We start from the raw sequence: 26,454 nt of genomic DNA, 5'->3' as shown, positions 1-26,454 counted from the left end.
TTTTTAGTCTCGTACAGGTTTTGGGAGGCAGCACATGCACGACTCATTTGCCCACAGCAAGCCGCGTATCGCCATCAGCGCCTGCCTGACCGGGCACAGCGTGCGCTATAACGGCGGCCACAAGGCCTCCGACCTGTGCCGTATGCAACTCGAGGAACATTTCGACTGGTTGCCGGTGTGCCCGGAGGTGGCCATCGGCCTGGGCGTGCCGCGCGACCCGATCCGACTGGTCGGCAACCCCGAGCAGCCGGAAGTGGTAGGCACCCGCAACCCCGGCATGGACCTTACCGGCCCGCTGCGCAGCTACGGCGAGCAAATGGCAGCCGAACTCGACGATATCTGCGGCTACATCTTCATGCAGAAATCGCCTTCCTGTGGCCTGGAGCGGGTCAAGGTGTACCAGGACAATGGCCACCCGGCCTTCCACGGTGGGCGGGGCGTGTATGCCCAGGCGTTCTGCGCACGGCGCCCGGACCTGCCGGTGGAAGAAGAAGGCCGCCTGCACGACCCTGTGCTGCGCGAGAACTTCATCAGCCGTGTGTACGCCTATGCCGACTGGCAGCGCCTGCTGGCCGAAGGCCTGAGCCGTGGCGCCTTGGTGCGGTTCCACTCGCGCTACAAGTACCTGCTGATGGCCAACAACCCGCAGGCCTACCGCAGCCTCGGGCGCCTGCTCGGCAACATGAGCAAGGACGATGACCCGCAAAGCATCGGCCCGCGCTATTTCAGCCAGCTGATGCAGGCCCTGCGTCGCTGTGCCAGCCGTGGCACTCATTGCAACGTGCTGCAGCATCTGAGCGGCTACTTCAAGGACACCCTCACACAGCAGGACAAAGCCGAGCTGCAAGCCATCATCGGCCAATACCACCAAGGCGTGGTACCGCTGGTAGTGCCGCTGACCCTGCTCAAGCACCATTTGCGCAAGCACCCCGACCCGTATCTGCAGCAGCAGGCCTACCTGCAGCCGCACCCCGAGCGCCTGGGCCTGCGCAATGGCGTCTGAAATCCTGTTGCCCATCGGCGAGCTGGCTCGCCGCACGGGCGTCAATCCCGTCACCCTGCGCGCCTGGGAGCGCCGCTATGGCCTGCTCAAGCCCCAGCGTACCGCCAAGGGCCATCGCCTGTATCCGCTGGAGCAGGTCGAACGCGTCGAGGCGATCCTCGCCTGGCTGCAACGCGGCGCCTCCGTCGGCCAGGTACGCGAGCTGCTCGACAAACCGGCCAGCACGCCACCGAAAGGCGACTGGCAAGCCCGGCAGTTCCAACTGGTCGAGGCCATCGCCACGCTGTCGCAGCGCGCCCTCGACCAGCAGCTCAACCAGGCGATGGCCCTTTACCCGGCTGTCACCCTGTGCGAGCAATTGCTATTGCCGCTGCTCGACCTCCTCGACCTGCGCTGGCGCAACTATTTCAATGCACGGCTGGAGCAGGTGTTTTTCCACAGCTGGCTGCGCAGCAAGCTGGGCGCCCGGGTCTACCACGACAACCAGTTGCTGCAAGGCCCTGCCATCTTGCTGACCGAACACAGCGAACACACCTTCAGCCCCGGTTTGTGGTTGTGCGCCTGGCTGTTCACCAGCAACGGCCTGCCGGTCGAAGTACTGGAGCACACCATTGCCGGCGCGCACCTGCAACGCGCCGTAACCATGCTCAAGCCGCGCGCCGTGCTGCTGCACCTGGGGCCACGCATCGATGACAAGGCGCTGCAACGCACCCTGTCCAACCTGCCCGTACCGACCCTGGCCGGCGGGCCGATGCTGGCGCTGCACGAAGCCCGGCTGCGTGCCCTCAGGCTGCCCAACCTTGCCCTGTTCGATACCCCTCAGGCGGCATTGCGTTTGCTGCAAGCCCATGACCGCCAGCCTGGAGAGATGACCGCACCATGCACCTGACCTGGCTGCGCAGCGACCTGCGCATCGATGACAACACCGCGCTCAGCACCGCCAGCGAACGCGGCCCGGCCCTCGCCCTGTGGCTGGTCAGCCCCGGGCAATGGCTGGCCCACGACGACGCCGCCTGCAAAGTCGACTTCTGGCTGCGCAACCTGCGCGACCTGCGCCAGGCGCTGGAGCGCCTGAACATCCCCCTGCTGATCCGCAGGATCGACACCTGGGACCAGGCGCCACAGGCCGTACTCGATGTCTGCCGCCAGCATCAGGTGCAAAGCGTGCACTGGAACGAGGAGTACGGCATCAACGAGCAACGTCGCGACGACGCCACCCGCGCGCTGCTGGAAAAGTCGTCCATCCAGGCCCACAGCCACCTCGACCAGCTGTTGTTCCGCCCAGGCACCATCCTTACCCGCAGCGGCGACTACTTCCAGGTGTTCAGCCAGTTCAAGAAGAACTGCCTGGAGCACCTGCACCGCGGCCTCCCCGCCCTGGCCCAGCGGGTGAAACGCCAGGCACCGCTGCAGGTCAGCAGCGACCCGATCCCCCAGCACGTGGACGGCTTCGAAAAACCCGCGCAAACACTGCGCGACCACTGGCCGGCCGGCGAAGCCGAAGCGCAGGCGCGGCTGACCCGTTTTCTCGACGAAACCATCGACGACTACCAACAGCTGCGCGACTTGCCTGCCAAGCCCGGCACCAGCCAGCTCTCGGCCTACCTGGCCGCAGGCGTGATTTCACCGCGCCAGTGCCTGCACGGCGCCCTGGCCAGCAACCGCGGCGAGTTCGACAGCGGCAGCAGCGGCGTGCAAACCTGGATCAACGAGCTGCTCTGGCGCGAATTCTACAAACACATCCTGACCGGTTATCCACAGGTCTCGCGTCACCGCGCCTTCCGCGCCCAGACCGAAGCCCTGCCCTGGCGCGATGCACCGGCCGACCTCGAAGCCTGGGAACAGGGCCGGACCGGCTTCCCGATTATCGACGCCGCCATGCGCCAACTGCTGGATACCGGGTGGATGCACAACCGCCTGCGCATGATCGTGGCCATGTTCCTCAGCAAGAACCTGTTGATCGACTGGCGCAAGGGCGAGCGGCATTTCATGCGCCACCTGATAGACGGCGACCTGGCCGCCAACAACGGTGGCTGGCAGTGGAGCGCGTCCACTGGCACCGACGCAGTGCCCTATTTCCGCATCTTCAACCCGGTTTCGCAGTCGCAGCGTTTCGACCCGCAGGGGCGTTTCATTCGGCACTGGCTGCCGGAATTGCAGGGGCTGGATGAAAAAGCCATTCATTTCCCCGTGAAGTCGGCCGATCTTTTTGCTAGATATTCCTATCACAGTCCAATTGTCGATCTCGACAGCAGTCGTCAGCGCGCACTGGAGGCATTCAAGAACCTCCCGCGCCGGCAGGATCAGAGGGCAGCATCTTGAACAACGCACGCAGTATCTGGGTGACGGGAGCAGGCAATGGACTTGGCCTGGCGTTAGTGGAAGGGTTACTCGAGCAAGGACACCGGGTAGCTGCAAGCGGCAGGCATGGCGAGGCACTGGATGCCTTGGCTGCACGCTATGGCAGCCAGCTGTTGCGCTTGCCGTGGCAGTTGCACGAAGAACACCAGGCGGCCCAGGCCAGCCAGCAGATATGCCATGCCTGGTGCGCGCTGGACGGTTTGATCATCAATGCCGGTACCAGCGACTACCTGGCGGACGATGTGGCGGACAGCGAGTTGTTCGAGGCGATCGTCACTGACAACCAGTTGGCCGGCGAGCATTGCCTGGCCAAAGCGCTACCTTTGCTGGCGAAGGGTGACTCACCCCAGGTGATGGCGGTGTTCAACCGTTATTCGGCGCTGCAGTTGCATGCACCGACGCAGGCGCCTGCGGGCTGGAACAACATGCCGCAGTGGATGCGCGAGCAGCGTCAGGCGTTGAAGGCGCAGGGGGTCGAGCTGACCGTGGTGGGGCCGCAGTCGCTGAAGACACCTGTGACACCGGCGCAGGCGATACCGGAGGCGTGGACGCCGCAGAATGCGGCAGAAGAGCTGCTGCGGCGGTGGCCGCAGAGGGAGCCCGAGCTTGTGCTGGAGGCTTTGGATCTGACTAGCCTGTGGCCTTTGCCACTCAAGTAATCGATGTGGTGACCGTTCCGGCCCTATCGCCGGCAAGCCGGCTCCCACCTCGACCGCATCGGCTTGAAGTCATGCGCATAACCTGTAGGAGCAGCCTTGTGCTGCGAAGAGGGCAGTAGGGCAGCAGATGTTCTTCTGCAGCAATGGCTTCTTCGCAGCACAAGGCTGCTCCTACAAGGTGATGAGGTAGCCTGAGTAATGGAGCAAGACAGTTGCTCCTCCAGGTACCTCATAGATCTCAAGCTATGTAAGCCCCCTGTGGGAGCGGGTTCACCCGCGAAAAGGCCGGCACAGGAGAGCTCAGAGCGCCATGCGGTAATGCAGGCTATAGCTCTCCACCCCATCGTTGGGCTGCTTGATGCCTGCGTTGGAATAGTGAATCGCCCGCACGCCAATCTCATGCCCACCGGCAAAGCGCAATCCAAAGCCGATACGGTCCTCGAACTGGAATGCCGAGCCCAGCTCGTTGTCTTCCAGCTCGGTGCTGGAGAATGCCGCCACGCCAATCCCCGCCTCTATATAAGGCTTCACCGACTCCCCGGCAAACTCGTAGACGAACACCGGCGCGAACGACAGGCTATGGTTGCTCGCGGTCTCGTCACCATCCCAATAGGTGTAGGCCCCATCCCAGTACCCCGTCAGGCGCCCGACGCTGGTCTGCCACCAGCTCGCATCCCAATTCGATTGCAGCCCCAACCGATAGACCATGGTCGAGTCACCGGTCTGCCCCACCGAAAACGAAACGTCGGCAGCCTGCGCCGCCAGTGAGTGCCCCAGGGTGAAGACGGCAGCCGCCGCCAAGCCAAGCAGCTTCTTCATGAGCAACATCCTTCTTTGCTGTTATTGGTATCCGCCTCATGTCAGGCAAAGCGATAGAAAACGGCAGTGGTACGATAGTTCAGCTTCTTTTCACGTTTTTTTCACAATGAAAAGCTTTGCACACTGTCGGACTTATGCCACAGCAAAGGTAGGATTTTTCTGAGTGATTGCGGATCGGCGCTGGTCCAGAAGCGGGTATCCCGGGTTGGCCCATCGGCCAGCAGGTCATCCGCGCCCAGCAGCCGCTGCAGTTGGCGCGCCACTGCGGCACCGGTGTCGATGATGGCCACGTCGGCTGGCACCATGCCGGCCAGCAACGGGCGCAGGAAGGGGTAATGGGTGCAGCCGAGGATCAACGTGTCGCAGCCAGCGGCCAGCAACGGCTGCACATAACCTTGCAGCAACTGGCGCAGCGCCGGACTGGCCAGGTCGCCGGTCTCGATCAGCTCGACCAGCCCCGGGCAAGGTTGGGTGATGACCTGCACGTCATTGGCAAAGCGGTCGAGCAAGGCGGCGAACTTGGCGCTCTGCAGGGTACCTGTGGTGGCCAGCACACCGACCACGCCCGAGCGCGTGGCGGCGGCAGCAGGCTTCACCGCCGGCTCCATGCCCACCAGCGGCCAGGTCGGGTACAACTCGCGCAGGTCGGCCACCGCCGCCACCGTGGCGGTATTGCAGGCCAGTACCATGGCCTTGGCGCCCTGCTCATGGAAGAACGCAGCAATGCGTCGGAGACGCTCACGGATATAGTCCGGCGACTTCTCGCCGTAGGGTATGTGCCCGCAATCGGCCACATACAACAGCGTCTCGTTGGGCAGCAGGCGCTGGATCTCTGCGAGCACCGACAAGCCGCCGACTCCGGAATCCATCACGCCGACCGGCGCCGAGCGCTCAGCCATCGCGCTTGCCGCAGACCGCACAGGCCGGGTCGCGCTTGACCCGCAGTTCGCGGATACGAGTGCCGAGAGCATCGATCAGCAGCAGGCGGCCAACCAGCGGCTCGCCGAACCCGGCCAGCAGCTTCATCGCCTCCAGCGCCTGCAGGCTGCCCACCAGGCCCACCAGCGGGCCGATCACACCGGCTTCGCTGCAGGTCAGTTCGGCTTCGCTGCCATGGCCGTACAGGCAGTGGTAGCAAGGGCTGTAGTCACGCCGTGGGTCGAATACCGACAACTGCCCTTCCAGGCGGATCGCCGCACCGCTGACCAGCGGCTTGCCAGCCGCGACACAGGCGACGTTGACCGCCTCGCGGGTACCGAAATTGTCAGAGCAATCCAGCACCAGGTCCACCGCTGCGACAGCTGCCGCCAGCGAGTCCTCGTCCAGAGCCTGGCGATGGGCAACCAGGCTGATTTCCGGGTTGATCGCCTGCAAGCGCTGCAAGGCCGAATCGACCTTGCTCATGCCGACGCTGGCACTGTCGTGGATCACCTGGCGTTGCAGGTTGGTCAGGTCGACGGTGTCGAAGTCGGCCAGGTGCAGCTCACCCACCCCGGCAGCGGCCAGGTACAAGGCGACTGGCGAGCCAAGGCCACCGAGCCCGACGATCAGCGCCTTGCTCTGCTTGAGCCGCAACTGGCCGTCGATGTCGATCTGGGCCAGCAATACCTGCCGGCTGTAACGCAGCAGTTCCTGATCACTCAGCATGGCAGGCGCCCCAGGGTAATGCGTTCATGGCCGCCCAGGTCCGTGCGGCTGGCGACCTCGATGAAGCCTTGTTCAGCCAGCAAGGCGCGCACCGCCGCTGCCTGATCGTAGCCGTGTTCCAGCAGCAACCAGCCACCCGGCACCAGGTGCGCGGGGGCCTGGGCAGCGATTACGCGCAAGTCGTCCAGGCCATCGGCGCCGGCCACCAGCGCGCTGCTGGGTTCGAAGCGTACATCACCGGCGACCAGGTGCGGGTCTGCGGCGGCGATGTAGGGCGGGTTGCTTACAATCAGGTCGAAACGCTCGCCGGCCAGGCTGTCGAACCAGTGGCTGAGCCGTACCTGGGCGTTCGCCAGGCCCAGGCGCTGGCGGTTGCGCTCGGCCAGGGCGGCGGCCTCTTCCACCCGGTCCACTGCAGTTACCTGCCAGGCCGGGCGATCGCTGGCCAGGGCCAGGGCAATCGCGCCGGTGCCGGTGCCCAGGTCAAGGACCTTGGCCGGCGTGGCGGGTTGCAGTTCAAGCGCGGCTTCGACCAGCAGCTCGGTATCCGGCCGCGGGATCAGGGTATGCGGCGCAACCTCCAGGTCGATCTTCCAGAAGCCCTGCAGCCCGAGAATGTAGGCGACCGGTTCGCCGCCACGGCGGCGCTGCAGGTAGCCGGCATAGGTCTCGGCATCTTCGCTGCTGACGATTCGCTCGGGCCAGGTGTGCAGGTAACTGCGCGACTTGCCGATGGCCGCGGCCAACAGCAGCTCGGCATCCAGCCGCTCGGTGGGCGATTCTGGCAACTGCGCGTTGCGCAGCAGGCTGGCGATGATGGTCATCAGTCCCCCAGGGCGGCCAGTTGATCGGCCTGGTATTCGGCCAGCAGCGGTTCGATCACCGCCTCCACGCCACCGGCGAGGATGTCGTCCAGCGAGTACAGGGTCAGGTTGATGCGGTGATCGGTCACCCGGCCCTGTGGATAATTGTACGTACGGATGCGCTCGGAACGGTCACCCGAGCCGACCAGCAGCTTGCGCTCGGTGGCGATGGCGTTCTGCGCGGCGCTGGTCTGCATGTCGTTGAGCTTGGCCGACAGCCAGGACATGGCGCGGGCACGGTTCTTGTGCTGCGAGCGCTCTTCCTGGCACTCGACCACGATACCGGTGGGCAAGTGGGTGATCCGGATCGCCGAATCGGTCTTGTTGACGTGCTGGCCACCGGCACCGGATGCTCGGTAGGTGTCCACGCGCAGGTCGGCCGGGTTGATCTCGATGGCCGCCTGTTCGTCCGGCTCGGGCAGTACCGCCACGGTGCACGCGGAGGTGTGGATACGGCCCTGGGATTCGGTTTCGGGCACGCGCTGTACGCGGTGCGCGCCGGACTCGAATTTGAGCTTGCCGTACACGCTCTCACCCTCGACGCGGGCGATGATTTCCTTGTAGCCGCCGTGCTCGCCTTCGTTCTCGGAGAGGATTTCCAGGCGCCAGCCACGCTTTTCGGCGTAGCGCGAATACATGCGGAACAGGTCGCCGGAGAAGATCGCCGCCTCGTCGCCACCGGTGCCGGCACGGATTTCGAGGAACACGTTGCGGCCGTCGTTGGGGTCCTTGGGCAACAGCATGCGTTGCAGCTGCGACTCCAGCGTCAGCAGTTGTTCCTTGGCTTCACGCACTTCTTCCACGGCCATTTCGCGCAGGTCCGGGTCACTGTCCTTGAGCAGCGCCTGGGCACCTTCGAGGTCGTCCTGGACTTTGCGCCACTCTTTATAAGCAGCGTAGACCGGCTCGACTTCGGCGTATTCACGGGAATAGGCGCGAAAGCGCGTCTGGTCGGAAATGACCTCGGCATCACCGAGCAGTGCGGTGAGTTCTTCGAAGCGGTCCTGGAGGATTTCCAGTTTGTTCAGCAGCGACGCTTTCATTGCGGGGATTTGTCCGTCGAGCCCTCGTTGAGGGCAAAGAGTTCCTGGGCCATGGCCAGCGCATCGAGGCGGCCCTCGGCCGAGAGCCTTTTCAATTGCACGCTGGGTGCGTGCAGGAGTTTGTTGGTCAGCCCCCGGGCCAGTTGGGCCAGTACCTCTTCGGGGTTGCCGCCGTTGGCCAGCAGTCGCTGGGCCTTTTGCAGTTCTTCGTCGCGCAGGCGCTCGCTTTGCTGGCGATAGGCCTTGAGCACATCCACCGCGGCCAGCTCGCGCAGGCGCAGCATGAAGTCTTCGGCCCCCACCGACACCAGCTCTTCGGCGGCCTGGGCCGCGCCCTGGCGACTCTTGAGGTTTTCCGCCACTACGTCGTGCAGGTCATCGACAGTGTACAGGTAGACGTCGTCGAGTTCGCCGACTTCGGTTTCGATATCGCGCGGTACAGCAATGTCGACCATGAAAATCGGCTTGTGCCGGCGCTGTTTCAGCGCGCTCTCGACCGCGCCCTTGCCGAGGATCGGCAACTGGCTGGCGGTGGAGCTGATGACGATGTCGCTGTTGGCCAGTTCCTGGGGGATGTCGGCCAGCAGAACGGCGTGCGCACCGAACTGCTCGGCCAGAATGCTGGCCCGCTCAAGGGTACGGTTGGCCACGACGATGCGGCGCACGCCCTGCTCATGCAGGTGGCGGGCGACCAGGGTGATGGTTTCGCCGGCGCCGATCAGCAGGGCCTGGCTGCGGCCCAGGTCGCTGAAGATCTGCTTGGCCAGGCTGACCGCGGCAAACGCCACCGACACCGGGTTTTCACCGATGGCGGTGTCGGTGCGCACCTGCTTGGCGGCGCTGAAAGTGGCCTGGAACAGGCGCCCGAGCAATGGGCCGACGGTGCCAGCCTCACGCGCCACGGCGTAGGCGGACTTCATCTGGCCGAGGATCTGCGGCTCGCCGAGCACCAGGGAGTCCAGGCCGGAGGCCACCCGCATCATGTGCTTCACCGCCTCGTGCTCTTCGTGCACGTAGGCGCTGGCGCGCAGCTCGTCCAGGCTGAGGCGGTGGTAGTCGGCGAGCCATTGCAGCACCACATCGGCGGACAGGTGGTCCTGCTCGATATAGAGCTCGCTACGGTTGCAGGTCGACAGAATCGCCGCTTCGCGGCTGGATGTCAGCCGGCAGAGCTGCTGCAGGGCGTCTACCAGCTGCTCTGGGGTAAACGCCACGCGCTCGCGTACGTCTACCGAGGCAGTCTTATGGTTGATACCAAGTGCAAGAAAGGCCATGCAAGGTCGCTGGTTGTGACGGGAAGCCGATAATTGTCCTCTTTCGCAGGTTTTTGGACAACCACCGTTCGCTATTGCGCTGATAGTCGTGCGGCTATCGCCTTTTCGTAGCCTGATCTAGCGGTGTTTTCAGGTCTTGCCGGCTTTTGATCTGGCTTTTGATCCTGATCTTGATCTTCGCGACTTCAGGAGGCCGAACGCAGGCCTTGCGCATGGAGGTGACGGGCATGGATGCCCGTCAAGCGCTGGGCCCCAGAATGAGGCCTGCAGCGCAGTCCTCCCGGGAGCAAGCCCTACGCTCGGCCTCCTGAAGTCGCAATCTGCAGCACCTGATCTACCGCGCGCTTAGAAGCAACAGTCACAGCAAAAGCCAGAGCCATCGGCTCGACATCGCCCTAGCCAACTACGCCGACCAGGCCGAGAAGACTTTTGACATATGTCCATAAGACTTATCCACAGTCTTGTAGTCCATTTCCCAAATACATGCCCAGCTGTTGCCCTACCCTCCTTCCGCACCTAGTCTTGACGCCGCTACATCGATATTCCTCACCGAGACAGCGATACGAGTGGGATAGCATGGCTGTATCAGTCAGTCGGTTTTTTCTATCTACTAATTTTGCTGATGATTAGAAGCTATGTTGGTGAGGATTAGTAAAGATGTTGACGGACTGCAATGATGCACATTTACTTGGTGACGCACCCAAAACAAGCATTTTTAATTCTTGTTTAACCTATCTTAAAACGATTTTCTATGCAGGGTATGCTTCATGCATGGCAGGAAGCTATATAATAGGCGCGAGCAATGGAAGAGTTTGCAGCATCTCGTAGGCACTCAGTGCTCCTTTGGGGCGTTAACTTGTGTGCCATTTCGGCCTCTACGCTGAGTTATATTTATCTTTCCTACTATATTTATGCTAATACTGCCAGCCTAATACTTTCCCAAGTGGTGCTGTTTGCGCCAATGGTTCTGCCGGTAATTCTTGTCGTTCCTATCTACCGCCTGGCTGACTATCTAGCGCCACGCACCTTGCTGTGGAGTGCCAACTTGCTGTCGCTGGGCTGCGCGGCGGCCACCTACAAGATCCTGCCACATCATGTGGAAGTCGCCGTGTTAGGCGCGGTAGTCATTGGCGCCCTGGATGCGCTGCAACGGGTAGGGCGTATTGTTGCCATCAAGTGTTATTTCCCGAGTGCGCAAATCGCCAGCTCAGTGCCTCTGACACTCACCGCACAATTCATTGCCGGCGGCCTGGCAGGCATCAGTCTGGTACTGTTCAAAGCCAACATGACGCCTGGGTTAGCCCTGCTCATTACTGTCAGTCTTTTTTCCATCGCGGCTTTGGCAGGCTATCTACTACCTGCGCCAACAAAGCCTCCGATCACCTTGCAGGTCACACCAAGACTATTGACTGCCCTTGGGTCGCTTTTGCAGGAGTATCCCGCGCTACGCCTCAGCCTCTATCAGTTCATCGTCTTCGTCAGCCTTTTTCAGGGCTTCTTCAATGTGTCCAGGGTGCTGTTACCGGCCCATGTGCTGGGCTTGGGAGAGGTGTATGTCGGTTTGTTGCAGGCCGTCAATAGTGTGGCAGCTTTGGTGGGCGCAGTACTGTTCTATCGTTTGGACAAGTGTAATTTGCGACCGCTACCTATGCCGATGGCTGTAGCCAGCGGCCTGTTCATGATGCTCGCAGCCTTCGGCCATGATATTCAGTCCAGTTACATCGCGTATTTTTTCTACATATTCTTTTTCGAACTGACATTTTTCAAGTTGCAAGCCGATCTTGTCAGGAGCACACCTACCAGTGCCATGCCGTTGATGGCATCTGTCCAGTATGCCGGGGTGTACTTAGGCATGATAATTACCATCTTCGCCGGTTCAATTCTGGTTAAGTATGCAGGCCTGTTCAGCACGAGCGTTATCTTCGTTGCTTTCTATTTCGTCGCAACCAACGCCCTTCGAAAGACAGTTGCGATCAAGGGAAAACAACCTGTCTAAATAGTTTCCTCAAGAAGAACAGCATGCCCACATTAGCGCGTGCATTTCCGTTCGTCCGCCTTTTGGATTTGGCGAACATATTAACAATGTTCAATATCGGTTTGGCCTTCGGTACTGTTTATTTTGCGTTGCAAAGACGGTTCGTTCTGGCGGCAACGGTGATTTGCCTGGCCGCGATGCTCGATTTCCTTGACGGCCACATAGCCCGACGCTACCTGGCGGCGAACAGCGCGCAACGGGCCTTCGGCAAGCATCTAGACAGTTTTGCAGACTTGCTCAATTTCAGCATCACGCCAGCCCTTGTCATCCTAATCCTCGACCAGTCTCTTTCGGCCACGCTGGCCGCAGCAACTCTGGTTTTCACGGCCATTTTGCGGCTATCGCTGTTTGGCATGCCCAGCACATCGGCTGGCGGGGGATATCAGGGGCTACCCACCACATATTCAGGATTTGTCTTTGCGCTGGCGCTGATGGGGCTATCGGCCGGGCATTACGGTGCCGGTGTGATCGTCGGCCTGGTGGCCCTGGTCGGCATCCTCCAGGTCACCAGCTTGAGAATTCCCAAGTATGGCGCACCTTCGACGGTCGCTTGCTTCGCAATGCTGTTCGGGCTCAGCACCATTTACTTTCATCCCTGGTAATCCGAGGTTCCAATGAAACACGTGGTTTTCGTCGACAGCACCGTAAGCGGCCTGCTGGCTTTTGAGGCAGCCAAACGGCTTGGCTGCCATGTCACCTTCATTCATCAGCGCGACGCCTCGTTCCTGACGATCTCGATCAAGGACGACACCTCCCGTCTCGAGCCTTACCTGCGATATGTGGATACTTATTTGCGTATCGATAACCTGGAAGACGGCGAACTCAGCCAGTTGTTGGCCAACCTGCACGCAGAGCGTCCTATTGACGCCCTCATCTCTACCTCTGAAGCAGCCATAGTACCGGTGGCGCGTGAGGCCCAGCGTATCGGCACCCTCTACCCGAGGTACGAAGCTCTGTCCGGGGCGGTATACAAGAGTCGATTGCGCGAGACGCTGCGGGCACACGGACTACGCTCTCCTGATTTTGAAGTACTGAGCGAAGAGCAACTGATCAACGGGGTCGCTCCGAGTTTGTCGCTGCCATTCGTTGTCAAGCCGACCCGCGGATTCGCCAAGCAGTTTTCCGCCATTTGCCATAGCCAGGCCGACTTTGACGCCTTTCTCGCCGAGCTGCGCCAGAGTCGCAAGGGTGCTGATCCTATGATCGACCACTTGATAAGCCGCGACTATCTGGTCGAGCAATACATCGACGGTACATTGCATTCAGCGGAAGTCATCGTCCAAGACGCCAAAGTCTCCTGCTTTGCGACCACCATCCGTTTCCGCGCCGACCATAGCGAAATATTAGAAATGACCGCGACCATGCCGTCAGGCCTTGACGCAGCACAGCGCGACGAGATCAAAGCATATGTGCAGGCAGTGTTCAGCGCTCTGGGGCTGGATGTTGGCCTTTATCATGTTGAACTGTTGCGCGATGCCAAAGGGCCCTGTCTAGTGGAGATCAACGCACGCATGATGGGTAGCGTAGCGCCGCAGATGTACCGGATGCTGACCGGCATCGACCCGTTCGAACTGCTAGTCCGCCTGCACCTAGGCGAGCCCATTCTAATTGACGACTCAGTGCTTCAGCGCGCAGGTAGCGTCGTAACTGTCGCCTCCCGCAATGGCGGTCATATCGCCAACGACTACGCCCCCGACTCCCTACAGCCATTACTGGACAAGTACAACATCCGGTTTTGCACCGCCCACGTTGCGCCTGGCCAGGCGGTAAACGTCTATAGCGGCAACATCGGCACGATTGGCCACGTCATCGTTGAGGACGACTGCCCCTACGCTGCGGCGAAAAAGGGCAATCGCTTCCTGCGCGAGCTGTCCTCACTTTACGGCCTTGAACTCGCGACTTATACCGGCGCCGAGTTGGCTTAAACCTGACACAAACTGACAGCCCCCTGCGAAGGACTGATTGGACTGATTAGGGAAGACATATGCACTCGGTAAATCCTTCTCCCGTGTTCGTTTTTTCCGGCAAGGCCGATACCCTGCAGCAACTGGCACCACTTCTGAGCACCGGGCAAGTGTTGCCCCTTCATCGATTCACCGTGGCACAGTGGCGGGAGGACTGGCAGGCAGTGATCGCGCACTGTCAGGCGTTCTTTGGCGATGAGCCGCTGATTGTAAGATCCAGCTGTCTAGCCGAAGACCGCGACGGCCATTCCGGTGCAGGGATGTACGCGTCAATTCTAGATGTGTGTGGCGGCCAGGCACTCGGCGAAGCCATCAAGACGGTGATCGCATCCTACGGCCTAGCTCGCGAGCGCGATGAGGTGCTGGTGCAGCAGATGGCGAGAGGTGTATTGGCCAGCGGAGTGGCGATGACCCGTGATCCAGAGACGGGTTTGCCATATTACGTAGTTGACTATGTACTAGGTGCCAGCACCGACGGTGTCACTGCCGGCAACGAGACTGTGCACGCTTTCGTCTCCCTTGGCAGCGAGGCGGCAAGCGAGCCTGCGGAATTACCAGGGCTGTTTTCGTTGCTCGAAGAGGTACAAGTTCTAACCGGGCACGATGCCTTGGACATAGAGTTCGCGATCACTGTCGATGGCCCTCTGCTATTCCAAGTGCGTCCCATGACCGCGGATGGGCCCCGTGATGCCAGCGCACTTGCCGACGCCCAACTACGCAAAGTTTTGGAGCACGAGGCCTCTCAGCTCGAAGAGCTGATCTGCAAGCAACGCCATCCGCGTCCTACGTCGACAGCCTTCCTTGGCCTTATGCCGGACTGGAACCCGGCGGAAATGATCGGTACCAAGCCACGGGCGCTAGCCTACTCGCTATATAAGGAGCTGATCACCGACCTTAATTGGGCCTCTGCCAGGTTCCGATACGGCTACCGGGATCTGCGGCGCAAACCGCTGATGTACCAGGTGGGTGGCTCTCCTTACATCTGCATTGCCCACAGCATCGAGTCATTCATCCCTGCCTCGGTACCTCAAGATGTTGCCGAGCGCGTAGTCGAACAGTGCGGCGACTACTTGGCCATGCATCCTCATCTGCATGACAAGATCGAGTTCGCGATCATTCCTACTTGCTTCACGCCAGAGCTTACTAGCCCCGGTGCCGCTGCCGAGCTGCCGGCGCTCCGGACTCTTAGTACCGAGCAGCACGAATGCTACTTGAACGAGCTACGCCAGTTGACCGAGCACATTATCTCCCCCAGCGGCCCATTCTTCTCCGACCTGACACGCCTACCGAGTATTACTGACAAGGTGCAGAGTTTAATGGCGGGGGAACCTCGGCGCGAGTCCTTGCAACGTATGAGGAATGGCCTATCGGCGGCCAACGTGGTCGCTGAAATATTCGCTGGCGCTGCCCGTGCAGCGTTCATAGGTACCGCAATAATTAAATCGCTGGAAACAGCGGGGGTAGTATCTGCCGGTTTCATCGATCATGTGACCGGAGGGGTCAATAGTATTGGTCGCGAGATGGCCAGCGATTTCCAGACGTTGCATAAGGACGATTTCCTAAAGCTGCACGGTCATGTCCGGCCGGGTACCTACGATATACGTGTGTCACGCTACGACGAGACTCCGGAGCGTTATTTTGACTGGCAGCGCCCATTACAGCGGCCCCAAAAATCTATGAACGGGCTAACTGTATCTCGGGCCCAGGTCAACGCCATTCAGCAAGCTTTTGACCAGTGCGGTCTTAACGTTTCCGCCGAGCAGTTCCTGCAATTTGCTCAGGCCGCTATTGCATCGCGCGAGAAGCTCAAATACCTCTATGCAGCGTTTGTTTCGGATGTTTTGCGCTCACTATGCGATTGGGGTGAGGTACATGGTTTTGACCGCGACCAACTCAGCTTTGCGCAAATCACCGAATTTACCAGCGTTTACGCCGACATCGATCGCAAACGTTTGCATCAAGCGATTGCCCACAACCGCAGCCGCTGGCATGAAACGCAGTTAGTCCGTACGCCAAGCATCATCTGTCAGCCGCAAGATCTATTCGGCCATCGAGTGCACTGGTGCAATCCCAACTTCATCACTCGACGTGCCACTCACGCGCGGGTGGCCCAAGTGCTTCCAGGGCAATTGGCACCGGACATTGAGGATTGCATTGTCTTAATCGAAAACGCTGATCCGGGTTTTGATTGGATTTTTACCCACCGCATTGCTGGTTTCATCACTGCCTACGGCGGCGAGAACTCGCATATGTCGATCCGAGCCCGAGAGTTCGCCATTCCCGCAGCTATCGGCGTGGGCGATACTCGATTCAAAACTCTATTGGCGGCGACAAACCTGCTGCTCGACTGCGCCGAGCGGCGTATACAGGTGTTGGCATGATTTTGGTTGGGATGACCATGCTCAGGCAGTTCAACGCCGAACGCCAGGAATGGCGGGACGCGCTCGACCAGCGCTGGGTTGAATTCTTAGACCAATGTGGGCTGACCCCGCTGTACCTTCCAAACGATCCGAGAGTCAGCATGGCGCTAGTCCAATCATTGCGCCCTCAGGGCCTCTTGCTTACTGGTGGAGGGAGCTGCCAGGCCCTGAGCGGGACAGCCGACACACGCGACGCCACTGAGAGGGTCTTGCTTGATCTTGCGGAAAATCTACGGCTTCCAGTGCTCGGTGTATGCCGCGGCATGCAGGTAATGTTGACGCGAGCTGGCGGCTCTTTGGAACGCTTGGCCGGCCATGTAGGCGAACACATGATCAACATGCAAGAACAACGGCGGCGAGTGAATTCCTATCATGAATACGGCTTTCGGGAGGCGCCCGACGGCTACCGCGTACTAGCCCTGGCCGACGACGGCGTGATCGAGGCTGTGTATGACGACCACCGTCGGCATACCGGGATCATGTGGCACCCCGAGCGAGAGCTACCTGCCGATCCATTGGATATTCAACGCGTGCGAAATGCCTTGGGAGCTTTTTCATGAAAGCCATTGTTCTTGCTGCAGGTCGCGGGAGTCGCTTACAAGCCCTGACCGATGAACGCCCCAAGGCCTTGGTACCCTTTAATGGTGTGCCACTGCTACAGCGCGCGATTGAAACGCTCCGTCGATGCGATGTCAGCGAGGTTGGCATCGTTGCAGGCTATCGAAGCGAAATGCTTGCACCATTCGCCGACACTTTGTTTCACAACCACCGCTGGCACAGCTCCGGTATTTTCAGCTCTCTAAATTGCGCCAGCGGTTGGTTGAGCGCAGAGCCTTGCCTTGTTAGCTACGGTGACATCTTCTACGACAGCACCCTAGTATCCGAGCTAATTAACCATCCAGCCGATATTGTCCTGGGCTACGATCCCGCTGCAGTGCGTCTCTGGCAGCAACGCTTCAACGATCCGCTACCAGACCTGGAGAACTTCCGCTTAGTCGATGGATTGGTGAGCGCTATTGGACAGACCGCTACCAGTCTTGAGGTAATTCAGGGCCAGTACATAGGCTTGTTCAAAGTCACGCCAGCGGGTTGGCAGGCGTTGAAAAGGCAATTGCAAGGGCTCACGCCTCAGGCACGCGACCAAACTGACATGACATCGCTTTTAGGGGCACTAGTCAGCGAAGGTTTTCCAGTCGCCGGCGTGGCGACGCACGCTCCCTGGGGAGAAATTGACTGCCCCAGCGACGTGGCACTATACGAGCGGATCTATCCTGACCTGTGATCTGGACAAAATTGTCGGCGCAGGCAGGGGCTGGGTCATTGCGTCAGAAGCCCCTTCGAACCTCTCCCCCACCCCGCTGTCCCACTCTGCACCACCCAGCCTGTAAACCACGACCTTCGCAGGTGGGTTTGCCCCCGCGCTTGTGTCATCATGCTCCGACCGCCGGTGAGTCCTCTTAAAGCCTTCTATGAACAAACCATACGCATTGCTGCTTGCCTTCGCCCTGCTCCAGGGCTGCCAGAGCCTGGCCCCGCAAAAGGCCGAGCCCCCCGTCGCCGAGGCCGGCAAGAGCGAGGCGGAAAAGCCCGTGGTGTATGGCTCGTTCAAGCAGGACACGCTCTATAGCCTGCTGGTGGCAGAACTGGCCGGCCAGCGCAACCGCTTCGACATCGCCCTGGCCAACTACACCGACCAGGCCGCGAAAACCCAGGACCCCGGGGTTTCCGAGCGCGCCTACCGCATTGCCGAATACCTCGGCGCCGACGAACCGGCACTGGACAACGCCCTGGTCTGGGCCCGCAACGACCCGCAGAACCTCGATGCCCAGCGCGCCGCCGCCATCCAGCTGGCCCGTGCCGGCCGCTATGACGACTCCATGGCGTACATGGAAAAGGTCCTGCAGGGCCAGGGCGACACCCATTTCGATTTCCTCGCCCTGTCCGCCGCCGAAACCGACCAGAGCACCCGCGACGGCCTGCTGCAAAGCTTCGAACGCCTGCTGGTGAAGTACCCGGACAACGGCCAACTGGTGTTCGGCAAGGCCCTGCTGCTGAACCAGGACGGCAAGGCCGAAGAAGCCTTGGAACTGCTCGAGTCGCACCCGCCGCAAAACGGCGAAATCGCCCCGATCCTGCTGCGCGCGCGCCTGCTGCAAGCCCTGGACCGCGGCCCGGAGGCCCTGCCACTGCTGCGCGGGGCGATTCGCGACAACCCGGACGACAAGCGCCTGCGCCTGACCTACGCCCGCACCCTGGTCGAACAGGACCGCATCGCCGATGCCAAGGGCGAGTTCCTCAGCCTGGTCCAGCAATACCCCGAGGACGACGAGCTGCGCTATTCGCTGGCCCTGGTGTGCCTGGAGAACAAGGACTGGGATGAAGCCGAGGGCTACCTGCAGGAGCTGATCGAACGCGACAGCAACGTCGACGCCGCGCACCTGAACCTGGGCCGCATCCGCGAGGAGCGCCACGACCCTGCAGGCGCCCTGCGTGAATACGCCCTGGTCGGCCCGGGCCCCGACTACCTGCCGGCGCAACTGCGCCAGGCCGACATCCTGATCGCCAACGGCCGAGGTACCGAAGCCTCACGCCTGCTCGCCGATGCCCGCGAAGCCCAGCCGGACTACGCCATCCAGCTGTTCCTGATCGAATCGGAAAGCTACAGCAACAACAACAAGGACGCCCAGGCCAGCCAGGTGCTGCAGCAAGCCATCCAGCGCTACCCGGACGACCTCAACCTGCTTTACACCCGCGCCATGCTGGCCGAAAAGCGTGACGACCTGCCGCAGATGGAAAAAGACCTGCGCGCCATCATCGCCCGCGAGCCGGAAAACGCCATGGCCCTGAACGCCCTCGGCTACACCCTGGCCGACCGCACCACCCGCTACAGCGAAGCCAAGGCGCTGATCGACAAGGCCCATCAGCTGACCCCGGACGACCCGGCGGTACTCGACAGCCTGGGCTGGGTCAATTACCGCCTGGGCAACCTCGACGAGGCTGAAACCTACCTGCGCAAGGCCTTTGCCAGCTTCCCCGACCACGAAGTGGCCGCCCACCTGGGCGAAGTGCTATGGGCCAACGGCAAGCGCCGCGAAGCCCGCCAGGTCTGGGCCAAGGGCTTCGAAGCCCAGGCCGACAGCCCCATCCTGCGCAAGACCATTCTGCGCCTGACCGGATCCGAGACTCTCTAACGCCATGTTCCTGCGCCATTGCATTACCTTCACCCTGATCGCCCTGCTGGCCGGCTGTGCCGGCTTCGGTAGCCGCGAGGCCCTGCAGGGCCACGGCGACCCGCAGCAGTGGCGCGCCCATAAAGAGCAGCTGAGCAGCCTCGATGGCTGGCAGATCAACGGCAAGGTCGGCATCCGTGCCCCGCGCGACTCGGGCAGCGGCACGCTGTTCTGGCTGCAACGCCAGGACTACTACGACATTCGCCTGGCCGGCCCGCTGGGCCGTGGCGCCGCACGCCTTACCGGCCGCCCCGGCGGCGTGGTACTGGAAGTGGCCAACCAGGGCCGCTACGAGGCCCCCAGCCCCGAAGCGCTGCTGGAAGAACAGCTGGGCTGGCAGTTGCCGGTATCGCACCTGGTCTGGTGGGTACGCGGCCTGCCCGCCCCCGACAGCAAGAGCAAGCTGACCCTGGACGGCGACAGCCGCCTGGCCAGCCTCGACCAGGATGGCTGGCAGGTGCAGTACCTGAGCTACACCGAGCAGAACGGCTACTGGCTGCCCGAGCGCCTGAAGCTGCACGGCAAAAACCTCGACGTGACCCTGGTGGTCAAGGACTGGCAGCCGCGCCAGCTGGGGCACTGATACATGCAAACCCTTACCCTGCCCGCCCCGGCCAAGCTCAACCTGTGGCTGCACATCATCGGCCGCCGCGCGGACGGCTACCACGAGCTGGAAACCGTGTTCCAGTTTCTCGATCACGGCGACGAACTGAGCTTCGCCGTACGTGACGACGGCGTGATCCGCCTGCATACCGAGATCGAGGCGGTACCGCACGACAGCAACCTGATCGTGCGTGCCGCGCGCAAGCTGCAGGAACAATCCGGCACGACGATGGGCGCCGACATCTGGCTGAGCAAGGTGCTGCCCATGGGCGGCGGCATCGGCGGTGGCAGCTCGGATGCCGCCACTACCCTGTTGGCCCTCGCCCACCTGTGGCAACTGGACTGGGACGAAGACCGCCTGGCCGCACTGGGCCTGAGCCTGGGCGCCGACGTACCGGTATTCGTACGCGGCCACGCGGCGTTCGCCCAGGGCGTGGGTGAACAACTGACCCCGGTCGACCCGGAAGAGCCGTGGTATGTCGTGCTGGTGCCGCAAGTGTCTGTCAGCACAGTAGAAATTTTTTCACATCCACAGTTGACACGTGATTCACTCCCCCTTAAGATGCGCCCCGTTCCCGAGGGAAACAGTCGAAATGACTGCCAACCGGTGGTAGAGCAGAGTTACCCGGAAGTTCGCAATGCGTTGAATTCACTGGGTAAATTCACTGAGGCTCGACTGACCGGTACTGGAAGTTGTGTGTTTGGGGCCTTCCCAAGCAAAGCCGAAGCTGATAAAGTTCTGGCCCTTCTTTCAGCGACCCAAACAGGGTTTGTGGCGAAAGGAAGCAACGTTTCGATGTTGCATCGCAAGCTGCAAAGTCTGGTCAAGAAGTCGAGCGCATAAGCGTTCGCAGCAACAGATACAGGGGCGTCGCCAAGCGGTAAGGCAGCAGGTTTTGATCCTGCCATGCGTTGGTTCGAATCCAGCCGCCCCTGCCATTTTCCTTATACTCATCCAGGTTACCCTCAGCCTTCAGGTACTGCGCGTGTCCAAGATGATGGTCTTTACGGGGAATGCCAACCCCGATCTGGCTCGGCGTGTCGTACGTCAGCTGCATATCCCTCTCGGTGACGTCTCTGTCGGTAAGTTCTCCGACGGCGAGATCAGCACTGAGATCAATGAAAATGTCCGCGGTAAAGACGTCTTCATTATTCAGCCGACCTGTGCCCCGACCAACGATAACCTGATGGAACTGGTAGTGATGGCCGACGCCTTCCGCCGCTCCTCAGCATCCCGAATCACCGCCGTGATTCCTTACTTCGGATACGCCCGCCAGGACCGCCGTCCGCGTTCGGCACGTGTAGCCATCAGCGCCAAAGTCGTCGCTGACATGCTCACTGTCGTAGGTATCGACCGTGTACTCACCGTCGACCTGCACGCTGACCAGATCCAGGGTTTCTTCGATATCCCGGTCGACAACATCTACGGCTCGCCCGTACTGGTCGACGATATCGAGGACCAGCGTTTCGAGAACCTGATGATCGTCTCCCCGGACATCGGTGGTGTCGTGCGCGCACGTGCCGTCGCCAAGTCCCTGGGCGTCGACCTGGGTATCATCGACAAGCGCCGCGAGAAGGCTAACCACTCCGAGGTGATGCACATCATCGGCGACGTCGAAGGGCGCACCTGCATCCTGGTAGACGACATGGTCGACACCGCCGGCACCCTGTGCCACGCGGCCAAAGCCCTGAAAGAACACGGCGCTGCCAAGGTTTACGCCTACTGCACGCACCCTGTCCTGTCGGGCCGCGCGATCGAGAACATCGAGAAGTCGGTACTGGACGAGCTGGTGGTGACCAACACCGTTCCGCTGTCCGCCGCTGCTCAAGCCTGTGACCGTATCCGCCAGCTGGATATCGCACCGGTTGTCGCTGAAGCGGTCCGCCGCATCAGCAACGAAGAATCGATCAGTGCGATGTTCCGCTAAGCGGAACACACGCTGACGAAAAGCGCCCCGCCCCAACACTGGTTGTTGGGGCGGGGCTTTTTTGCCATCCCCGTTGGCGCTGGTCGCAAACGCCCTCGGGGGGCTATTTTGGAGAAACAAAATGACCGAATTCACTCTGAACGCCCAAGCGCGTACTGACCTGGGGAAAGGTGCGAGCCGCCGCCTGCGTCACTCCGCGAACATCCCAGCCGTTGTCTACGGTGGTAACCAGGACGCCCAGTCCCTGACCATCCTGGCCAAGGAAATCACCAAGCTGTTCGAAAACGAGGCTGCCTTCAGCCACGTTCTGGAACTGAACGTCGACGGCGCCAAGCAAAACGTCGTGGTCAAGGCTCTGCAGCGCCACCCGGCCAAAGGTTTCATCATGCACGCCGACTTCGTTCGCGTCGTTGCTGGCCAGAAACTGACCGCCAAGGTACCGGTTCACTTCATCAATGAAGAAGCCCCGGTCAAGAAAGGCGGCGAGATCTCCCACGTAGAAGCCGAGATCGAAGTTTCCTGCGAAGCCAAAGACCTGCCTGAGTTCATCGAAGTCGACCTGGCCAACGCTGAAATCGGCACCATCATCCACCTGTCGGACCTGAAAGCTCCGAAAGGCGTAGAGTTCGTAGCTCTGGCCCACGGTGATGACAAAGCTGTTGCCAACGTTCACGCTCCACGCGTTGCTCCAGAAGCAGAAGGCGCTGCCGAGTAATCCACTCGCACGCCGGCGTTGATCGGGTTACAGTGCCGCGCGCCCTGTAACCCACCAACTCCAAGGAAGAGCCCCTGACGTGACCGCCATCCAGTTGATCGTCGGCCTGGGTAACCCCGGCCCCGAATACGAACAGACCCGGCATAACGCAGGGGCTCTTTTCGTTGAACGCATTGCCAGCGCCCAGCGCGTCTCGTTGACCGCTGACCGCAAATATTTCGGCCTGACGGCTAAGTTCAGCCATCAGGGCAACGACGTTCGTCTGCTCATCCCCACCACCTACATGAACCGTAGCGGCCAGTCCGTGGCGGCCTTGGCCAATTTCTTCCGCATCAAGCCGGAAGCGATCCTGGTGGCGCATGACGAACTCGACCTGCCCCCGGGCGTCGCCAAGCTCAAGCGCGGCGGTGGCCATGGTGGGCACAACGGCCTGCGCGACATCATCGCGCAGCTCGGCAACCAGAACGACTTCCACCGCCTGCGGCTTGGCATCGGCCACCCGGGCGACGCCAAACTGGTCTCCAACTTCGTCCTGGGCCGCGCGCCGCGCGCCGAGCAGGAGAAGCTCGACGCCAGCATCGATTTTGCCCTCGGCGTGCTGCCGGACGTGCTTGCCGGCGACTTCGCCAAGGCGATGCGCGAGCTGCACAGCCAGAAGGCCTGATTTCCTTTAGAGAGGGGAATACCCATGGGTTTCAATTGCGGCATCGTCGGCCTGCCCAACGTCGGCAAGTCCACCCTGTTCAACGCCCTGACCAAGTCTGGCATCGCGGCGGAGAACTTCCCCTTCTGCACCATCGAGCCTAACAGCGGCATCGTGCCGATGCCCGATGCGCGCTTGAATGCCTTGGCTGAGATCGTCAAGCCAAACCGCATCCTGCCGACCACCATGGAGTTCGTCGACATCGCCGGCCTGGTGGCTGGTGCCTCGAAGGGCGAAGGCCTGGGCAACAAGTTCCTCGCCAACATCCGCGAGACCGACGCCATTGCCCACGTGGTGCGCTGCTTCGAAGACGAGAACGTGATCCACGTTTCCAACAGCGTCGACCCCAAGCGTGACATCGAGATCATCGACCTCGAGCTGATCTTCGCCGACCTCGACAGCTGCGAGAAGCAACTGCAGAAGGTTGCCCGCAACGCCAAGGGCGGCGACAAGGAAGCCCTGGCGCAGAAGGCCATCCTCGAACAGCTGATCCCGCACTTCACCGAAGGCAAGCCTGCGCGCAGCCTGATGAAGAACATGAGCGCCGAAGACAAGGCGGTTATCCGCGGCTTCCACCTGCTGACCAGCAAGCCGGTCATGTACATCGCCAACGTGGCCGAAGACGGCTTCGACAACAACCCGCACCTGGACGTGGTCAAGGCCATCGCCGAGGAAGAAGGCGCGGTAGTGGTGCCGGTGTGCAACAAGATCGAAGCGGAAATCGCCGAGCTGGAAGACGGTGAAGAGAAGGACATGTTCCTCGAGGCCCTGGGCCTGGAAGAACCTGGCCTGAACCGCGTTATCCGCGCCGGTTACGAGCTGCTGAACCTGCAGACCTACTTCACTGCCGGCGTGCAGGAAGTACGTGCCTGGACCGTACGCGTCGGTGCCACTGCACCACAAGCCGCTGGCGTGATCCACACCGACTTCGAAAAAGGCTTCATCCGCGCTGAAGTTGTGGCCTATGACGACTTCATCCAGTTCAAGGGTGAGAGCGGTGCCAAGGAAGCCGGTAAATGGCGTTTGGAAGGCAAGGACTACATCGTCAAGGACGGTGACGTGATGCACTTCCGCTTCAACGTCTAAGCGCCAGACTGCAGTACCCACGAACCCCTTGAGGCCAACGCCTCAAGGGGTTTTGTTTTTTCTGGCATCTGGCAAGTGGCACGCGCCCACTGTGGGAGCGGCTTTAGCCGCGAAAGAAATGCAACGCGGTGCATGGCACCGGCTGCGCCGGTGTTCGCGGGCATGCCCGCTCCCACAGGTATCGCGCATTTTCTGGACCTCGCATCAAAGCGAAAGGGCCGCAGAGCGGCCCCGGAATTCAGCATCTAAGCTGTGATTCAGCACCCTCCCCCGGACGCACGCCCCATGCCTGAAAAACCCCGCCTCGACTGGCAACGCTGGTTACCCGGCCTGGTCACCCTGCTCCACTACCAACCCGCCTGGCTGCCCAAAGACATCGCCGCCGGCCTGGTGCTCACCACCATGCTGGTGCCGGTGGGCATCGCCTATGCCGAAGCGTCTGGCGTGCCCGGCATCTACGGGCTGTACGCCACCATCATCCCGCTGCTGGCCTATGCCCTGTTCGGCCCCAGCCGCATCCTGGTGCTGGGCCCGGACTCGGCACTGGCCGCGCCGATCCTGGCGGTGGTGGTGCAGTACGCCGCCAGCGACCCGCAACGGGCAATCGCCATCGCCAGCATGATGGCCCTGGTGGCCGGGGCGTTCTGCGTGATCGCCGGTCTGCTGCGCCTGGGCTTCATCACAGAGTTGCTGTCCAAGCCGATCCGCTATGGCTACATGAACGGCATCGCCCTCACGGTGCTGATCAGCCAGTTGCCCAAACTGTTCGGCCTGTCGGTCGACAGCCAGGGCCCGCTGCGGGATACCTGGAACCTGATCCAGGGCTTGCTCGCCGGCGAAGGCCATTGGCCAAGCTTCGTGGTCGGTGGCGGTAGCCTGGCGCTGATCCTGCTGCTCAAGCCGTTCAAGCGCCTGCCGGGCATTCTCATTGCGGTGGTGCTGGCCACGCTGGCGGTGAGCCTGCTGGGGCTCGACCAGCAAGGCGTGAAAGTGCTCGGCGAACTGCCCCAGGGGCTGCCCAGCTTCGTGTTCCCCTGGGTCAGCGATATCGACCTGGTGGAGGTGCTGCTCGGCGGCATCGCGGTGGCACTGGTGTCGTTCGCCGATACCAGCGTGCTGTCACGTTCCTACGCCGCGCGCATGAAGACCCCGGTCAACCCCAACCAGGAAATGTTCGGCCTGGGCGTGGCCAACCTGGCCTCGGGGCTGTTCCAGGGCATCCCCATCAGCAGCAGTTCGTCACGCACCCCCGTGGCCGAAGCGGCCGGCTCGCAGACCCAGCTCACCGGCATCATCGGCGCGCTGGCGGTGACGCTGTTGCTGCTGGTGGCGCCCAACCTGATGCAACACCTGCCCAACAGCACCCTGGCGGCGGTGGTGATTGCCGCAGCGTTGGGCCTGTTCGAGTTTGCCGACCTCAAGCGCATCTTCCGCATGCAGCAATGGGAGTTCTGGCTGTCGTTCACCTGCTTCGTCGGCGTAGCGGTATTCGGGGCCATTCCTGGCATCTGCATTGCCGTGGCGATATCGGTTATCGAGTTCCTGTGGGACGGCTGGCGGCCGCATCATGCGGTGCTGGGACGGGTGGATGGCACCCGCGGTTACCATGATGTGCAGCGTTATCCACAGGCCCGACGCATTCCGGGGCTGGTGCTGCTGCGTTGGGACGCGCCGCTGTTCTTTGCCAATGCCGAGCAGTTCCAGAGCACAGTGATGGCGGCGGTGGATGCATCGCCTACCCCGGTACAACGGCTGGTGATTGCGGCAGAGCCGGTGACCAGCATCGATATCACCTCGGCGGACATGCTGGCCGAACTGGACCGGGCGCTGGAGGCGCGGGGGGTGGAGTTGCAGTTTGCCGAGATGAAGGACCCGGTAAAGGACAAGATGCGGCAGTTCGAGTTGTTCGAGCATATGGGGGAGTCGGCGTTTCATCCCACTGTTGGGGCAGCGGTGGATGCCTACCTGGAAGAGAGTGGGGTTGACTGGAAACCCTAGGTTTTCCTGGGCTGGCCTCTTCGCGGGCATGCCCGCTCCCACAGGGACCGCACAAACCTCAAGGTTGTCGCTGTACCTGTGGGAGCGGGCGTGCCCGCGAAGA

General features: G+C 61.4%; 24 protein-coding genes and 1 tRNA gene. 19 read left to right on the top strand and 6 right to left on the bottom strand.

The features are described 5' to 3' along the window. Nucleotides 1–34 precede the first annotated feature (34 nt). The 4 genes from CAG22_RS09855 to CAG22_RS09840 are packed head-to-tail and all read left to right on the top strand — an operon-like array spanning nucleotide 35 to nucleotide 4,023. Entirely contained in the window at nucleotides 35–1,003 is a 969-nt protein-coding gene (locus CAG22_RS09855) for a DUF523 and DUF1722 domain-containing protein (protein ID WP_085705396.1), read from the top strand. Beyond that, complete coding sequence (locus CAG22_RS09850) at nucleotides 993–1,892, top strand: MerR family transcriptional regulator (RefSeq protein ID WP_085587340.1); 900 nt, start codon at nucleotides 993–995, stop codon at nucleotides 1,890–1,892. Before CAG22_RS09855 ends, CAG22_RS09850 begins: the two co-directional genes overlap by 11 nt. After that, nucleotides 1,883–3,325 (top strand): deoxyribodipyrimidine photo-lyase, encoded by a 1,443-nt coding sequence (gene phrB, locus CAG22_RS09845; RefSeq protein WP_085705392.1) that lies wholly within the window; start codon nucleotides 1,883–1,885, stop codon nucleotides 3,323–3,325. The genes CAG22_RS09850 and phrB overlap by 10 nt, the downstream gene beginning before the upstream one ends. Further along, on the top strand, nucleotides 3,322–4,023 hold the full coding sequence (locus tag CAG22_RS09840; protein ID WP_085587336.1) for an SDR family oxidoreductase: 702 nt from the start codon (nucleotides 3,322–3,324) through the stop codon (nucleotides 4,021–4,023). The genes phrB and CAG22_RS09840 overlap by 4 nt, the downstream gene beginning before the upstream one ends. A gap of 300 nt (nucleotides 4,024–4,323) precedes the next feature. Here CAG22_RS09840 and CAG22_RS09835 read toward each other — a convergent pair whose 3' ends face one another. The 6 genes from CAG22_RS09835 to hemA form a co-directional block, all read right to left on the bottom strand. Continuing rightward, a complete protein-coding gene (locus tag CAG22_RS09835) occupies nucleotides 4,324–4,842 on the bottom strand; it encodes an acyloxyacyl hydrolase (RefSeq protein WP_025337686.1) in 519 nt (172 codons plus the stop codon). A gap of 101 nt (nucleotides 4,843–4,943) precedes the next feature. Then, complete coding sequence (gene murI, locus CAG22_RS09830) at nucleotides 4,944–5,741, bottom strand: glutamate racemase (protein ID WP_085705390.1); 798 nt, start codon at nucleotides 5,739–5,741, stop codon at nucleotides 4,944–4,946. Then, the gene (locus CAG22_RS09825; protein ID WP_025337684.1) at nucleotides 5,734–6,489 is read right to left on the bottom strand and encodes a molybdopterin-synthase adenylyltransferase MoeB; all 756 of its coding nucleotides are present in this window, start codon (nucleotides 6,487–6,489) and stop codon (nucleotides 5,734–5,736) included. Before CAG22_RS09825 ends, murI begins: the two co-directional genes overlap by 8 nt. Next, nucleotides 6,483–7,313: a peptide chain release factor N(5)-glutamine methyltransferase gene (prmC, locus tag CAG22_RS09820; RefSeq protein WP_013970910.1), complete on the bottom strand. Its 831-nt coding sequence runs from the start codon at nucleotides 7,311–7,313 to the stop codon at nucleotides 6,483–6,485. Before prmC ends, CAG22_RS09825 begins: the two co-directional genes overlap by 7 nt. Continuing rightward, nucleotides 7,313–8,395 carry a peptide chain release factor 1 gene (gene prfA / locus CAG22_RS09815; protein WP_013970909.1) on the bottom strand — a complete coding sequence of 361 codons (1,083 nt, stop codon included), beginning with the start codon at nucleotides 8,393–8,395 and terminating at the stop codon, nucleotides 7,313–7,315. The genes prmC and prfA overlap by 1 nt, the downstream gene beginning before the upstream one ends. After that, a complete protein-coding gene (gene hemA / locus CAG22_RS09810; RefSeq protein ID WP_085587332.1) occupies nucleotides 8,392–9,669 on the bottom strand; it encodes a glutamyl-tRNA reductase in 1,278 nt (425 codons plus the stop codon). Before hemA ends, prfA begins: the two co-directional genes overlap by 4 nt. Before the next feature lie 802 nt (nucleotides 9,670–10,471). On the opposite strand from hemA, the gene CAG22_RS09805 reads away from it, so the two are divergent. From CAG22_RS09805 to CAG22_RS09735, 15 genes are all read left to right on the top strand, one after another. Continuing rightward, complete coding sequence (locus CAG22_RS09805) at nucleotides 10,472–11,665, top strand: hypothetical protein (RefSeq protein ID WP_256582418.1); 1,194 nt, start codon at nucleotides 10,472–10,474, stop codon at nucleotides 11,663–11,665. Between the two features lie 23 nt (nucleotides 11,666–11,688). Beyond that, the gene (locus tag CAG22_RS09800; protein ID WP_085705388.1) at nucleotides 11,689–12,306 is read left to right on the top strand and encodes a phosphatidylcholine/phosphatidylserine synthase; all 618 of its coding nucleotides are present in this window, start codon (nucleotides 11,689–11,691) and stop codon (nucleotides 12,304–12,306) included. A gap of 12 nt (nucleotides 12,307–12,318) precedes the next feature. Further along, entirely contained in the window at nucleotides 12,319–13,629 is a 1,311-nt protein-coding gene (locus CAG22_RS09795; protein ID WP_085705386.1) for an ATP-grasp domain-containing protein, read from the top strand. A 59-nt stretch (nucleotides 13,630–13,688) separates the two neighbouring features. Then, a complete protein-coding gene (locus CAG22_RS09790) occupies nucleotides 13,689–16,049 on the top strand; it encodes a PEP/pyruvate-binding domain-containing protein (RefSeq protein WP_085705384.1) in 2,361 nt (786 codons plus the stop codon). Next, complete coding sequence (locus CAG22_RS09785) at nucleotides 16,046–16,648, top strand: type 1 glutamine amidotransferase (RefSeq protein ID WP_085705382.1); 603 nt, start codon at nucleotides 16,046–16,048, stop codon at nucleotides 16,646–16,648. Before CAG22_RS09790 ends, CAG22_RS09785 begins: the two co-directional genes overlap by 4 nt. After that, a complete protein-coding gene (locus tag CAG22_RS09780) occupies nucleotides 16,645–17,370 on the top strand; it encodes a phosphocholine cytidylyltransferase family protein (RefSeq protein WP_085705380.1) in 726 nt (241 codons plus the stop codon). Before CAG22_RS09785 ends, CAG22_RS09780 begins: the two co-directional genes overlap by 4 nt. A gap of 187 nt (nucleotides 17,371–17,557) precedes the next feature. Continuing rightward, nucleotides 17,558–19,279: a tetratricopeptide repeat protein gene (locus tag CAG22_RS09775; RefSeq protein WP_085705378.1), complete on the top strand. Its 1,722-nt coding sequence runs from the start codon at nucleotides 17,558–17,560 to the stop codon at nucleotides 19,277–19,279. A 4-nt stretch (nucleotides 19,280–19,283) separates the two neighbouring features. Next, nucleotides 19,284–19,901: a lipoprotein insertase outer membrane protein LolB gene (lolB, locus tag CAG22_RS09770; protein ID WP_075043754.1), complete on the top strand. Its 618-nt coding sequence runs from the start codon at nucleotides 19,284–19,286 to the stop codon at nucleotides 19,899–19,901. 3 nt (nucleotides 19,902–19,904) lie between these two features. After that, nucleotides 19,905–20,765, top strand: coding sequence for a 4-(cytidine 5'-diphospho)-2-C-methyl-D-erythritol kinase (gene ispE / locus CAG22_RS09765; protein ID WP_075043753.1), 861 nt, complete (start codon nucleotides 19,905–19,907; stop codon nucleotides 20,763–20,765). 20 nt (nucleotides 20,766–20,785) lie between these two features. Next, nucleotides 20,786–20,860 (top strand) — tRNA-Gln (locus CAG22_RS09760). A 47-nt stretch (nucleotides 20,861–20,907) separates the two neighbouring features. Then, nucleotides 20,908–21,849, top strand: coding sequence for a ribose-phosphate pyrophosphokinase (locus CAG22_RS09755; protein ID WP_003247410.1), 942 nt, complete (start codon nucleotides 20,908–20,910; stop codon nucleotides 21,847–21,849). A 121-nt stretch (nucleotides 21,850–21,970) separates the two neighbouring features. Further along, nucleotides 21,971–22,564 (top strand): 50S ribosomal protein L25/general stress protein Ctc, encoded by a 594-nt coding sequence (locus CAG22_RS09750; protein WP_013970896.1) that lies wholly within the window; start codon nucleotides 21,971–21,973, stop codon nucleotides 22,562–22,564. A 79-nt stretch (nucleotides 22,565–22,643) separates the two neighbouring features. Then, a complete protein-coding gene (gene pth / locus CAG22_RS09745) occupies nucleotides 22,644–23,228 on the top strand; it encodes an aminoacyl-tRNA hydrolase (protein WP_008099045.1) in 585 nt (194 codons plus the stop codon). Between the two features lie 24 nt (nucleotides 23,229–23,252). Beyond that, nucleotides 23,253–24,353, top strand: coding sequence for a redox-regulated ATPase YchF (ychF, locus tag CAG22_RS09740; RefSeq protein WP_013970895.1), 1,101 nt, complete (start codon nucleotides 23,253–23,255; stop codon nucleotides 24,351–24,353). Between the two features lie 285 nt (nucleotides 24,354–24,638). Beyond that, on the top strand, nucleotides 24,639–26,351 hold the full coding sequence (locus tag CAG22_RS09735) for a SulP family inorganic anion transporter (protein ID WP_085705376.1): 1,713 nt from the start codon (nucleotides 24,639–24,641) through the stop codon (nucleotides 26,349–26,351). Nucleotides 26,352–26,454: the final 103 nt, after the last annotated feature.

Source organism: Pseudomonas sp. B8(2017), from assembly GCF_002113575.1.
Taxonomy (GTDB): Bacteria; Pseudomonadota; Gammaproteobacteria; order Pseudomonadales; family Pseudomonadaceae; genus Aquipseudomonas; species Aquipseudomonas putida_Z.
The sequence above is the reverse complement of the archived record's forward strand: the minus strand, read 5'-3'. Positions and strand labels throughout refer to the sequence as shown.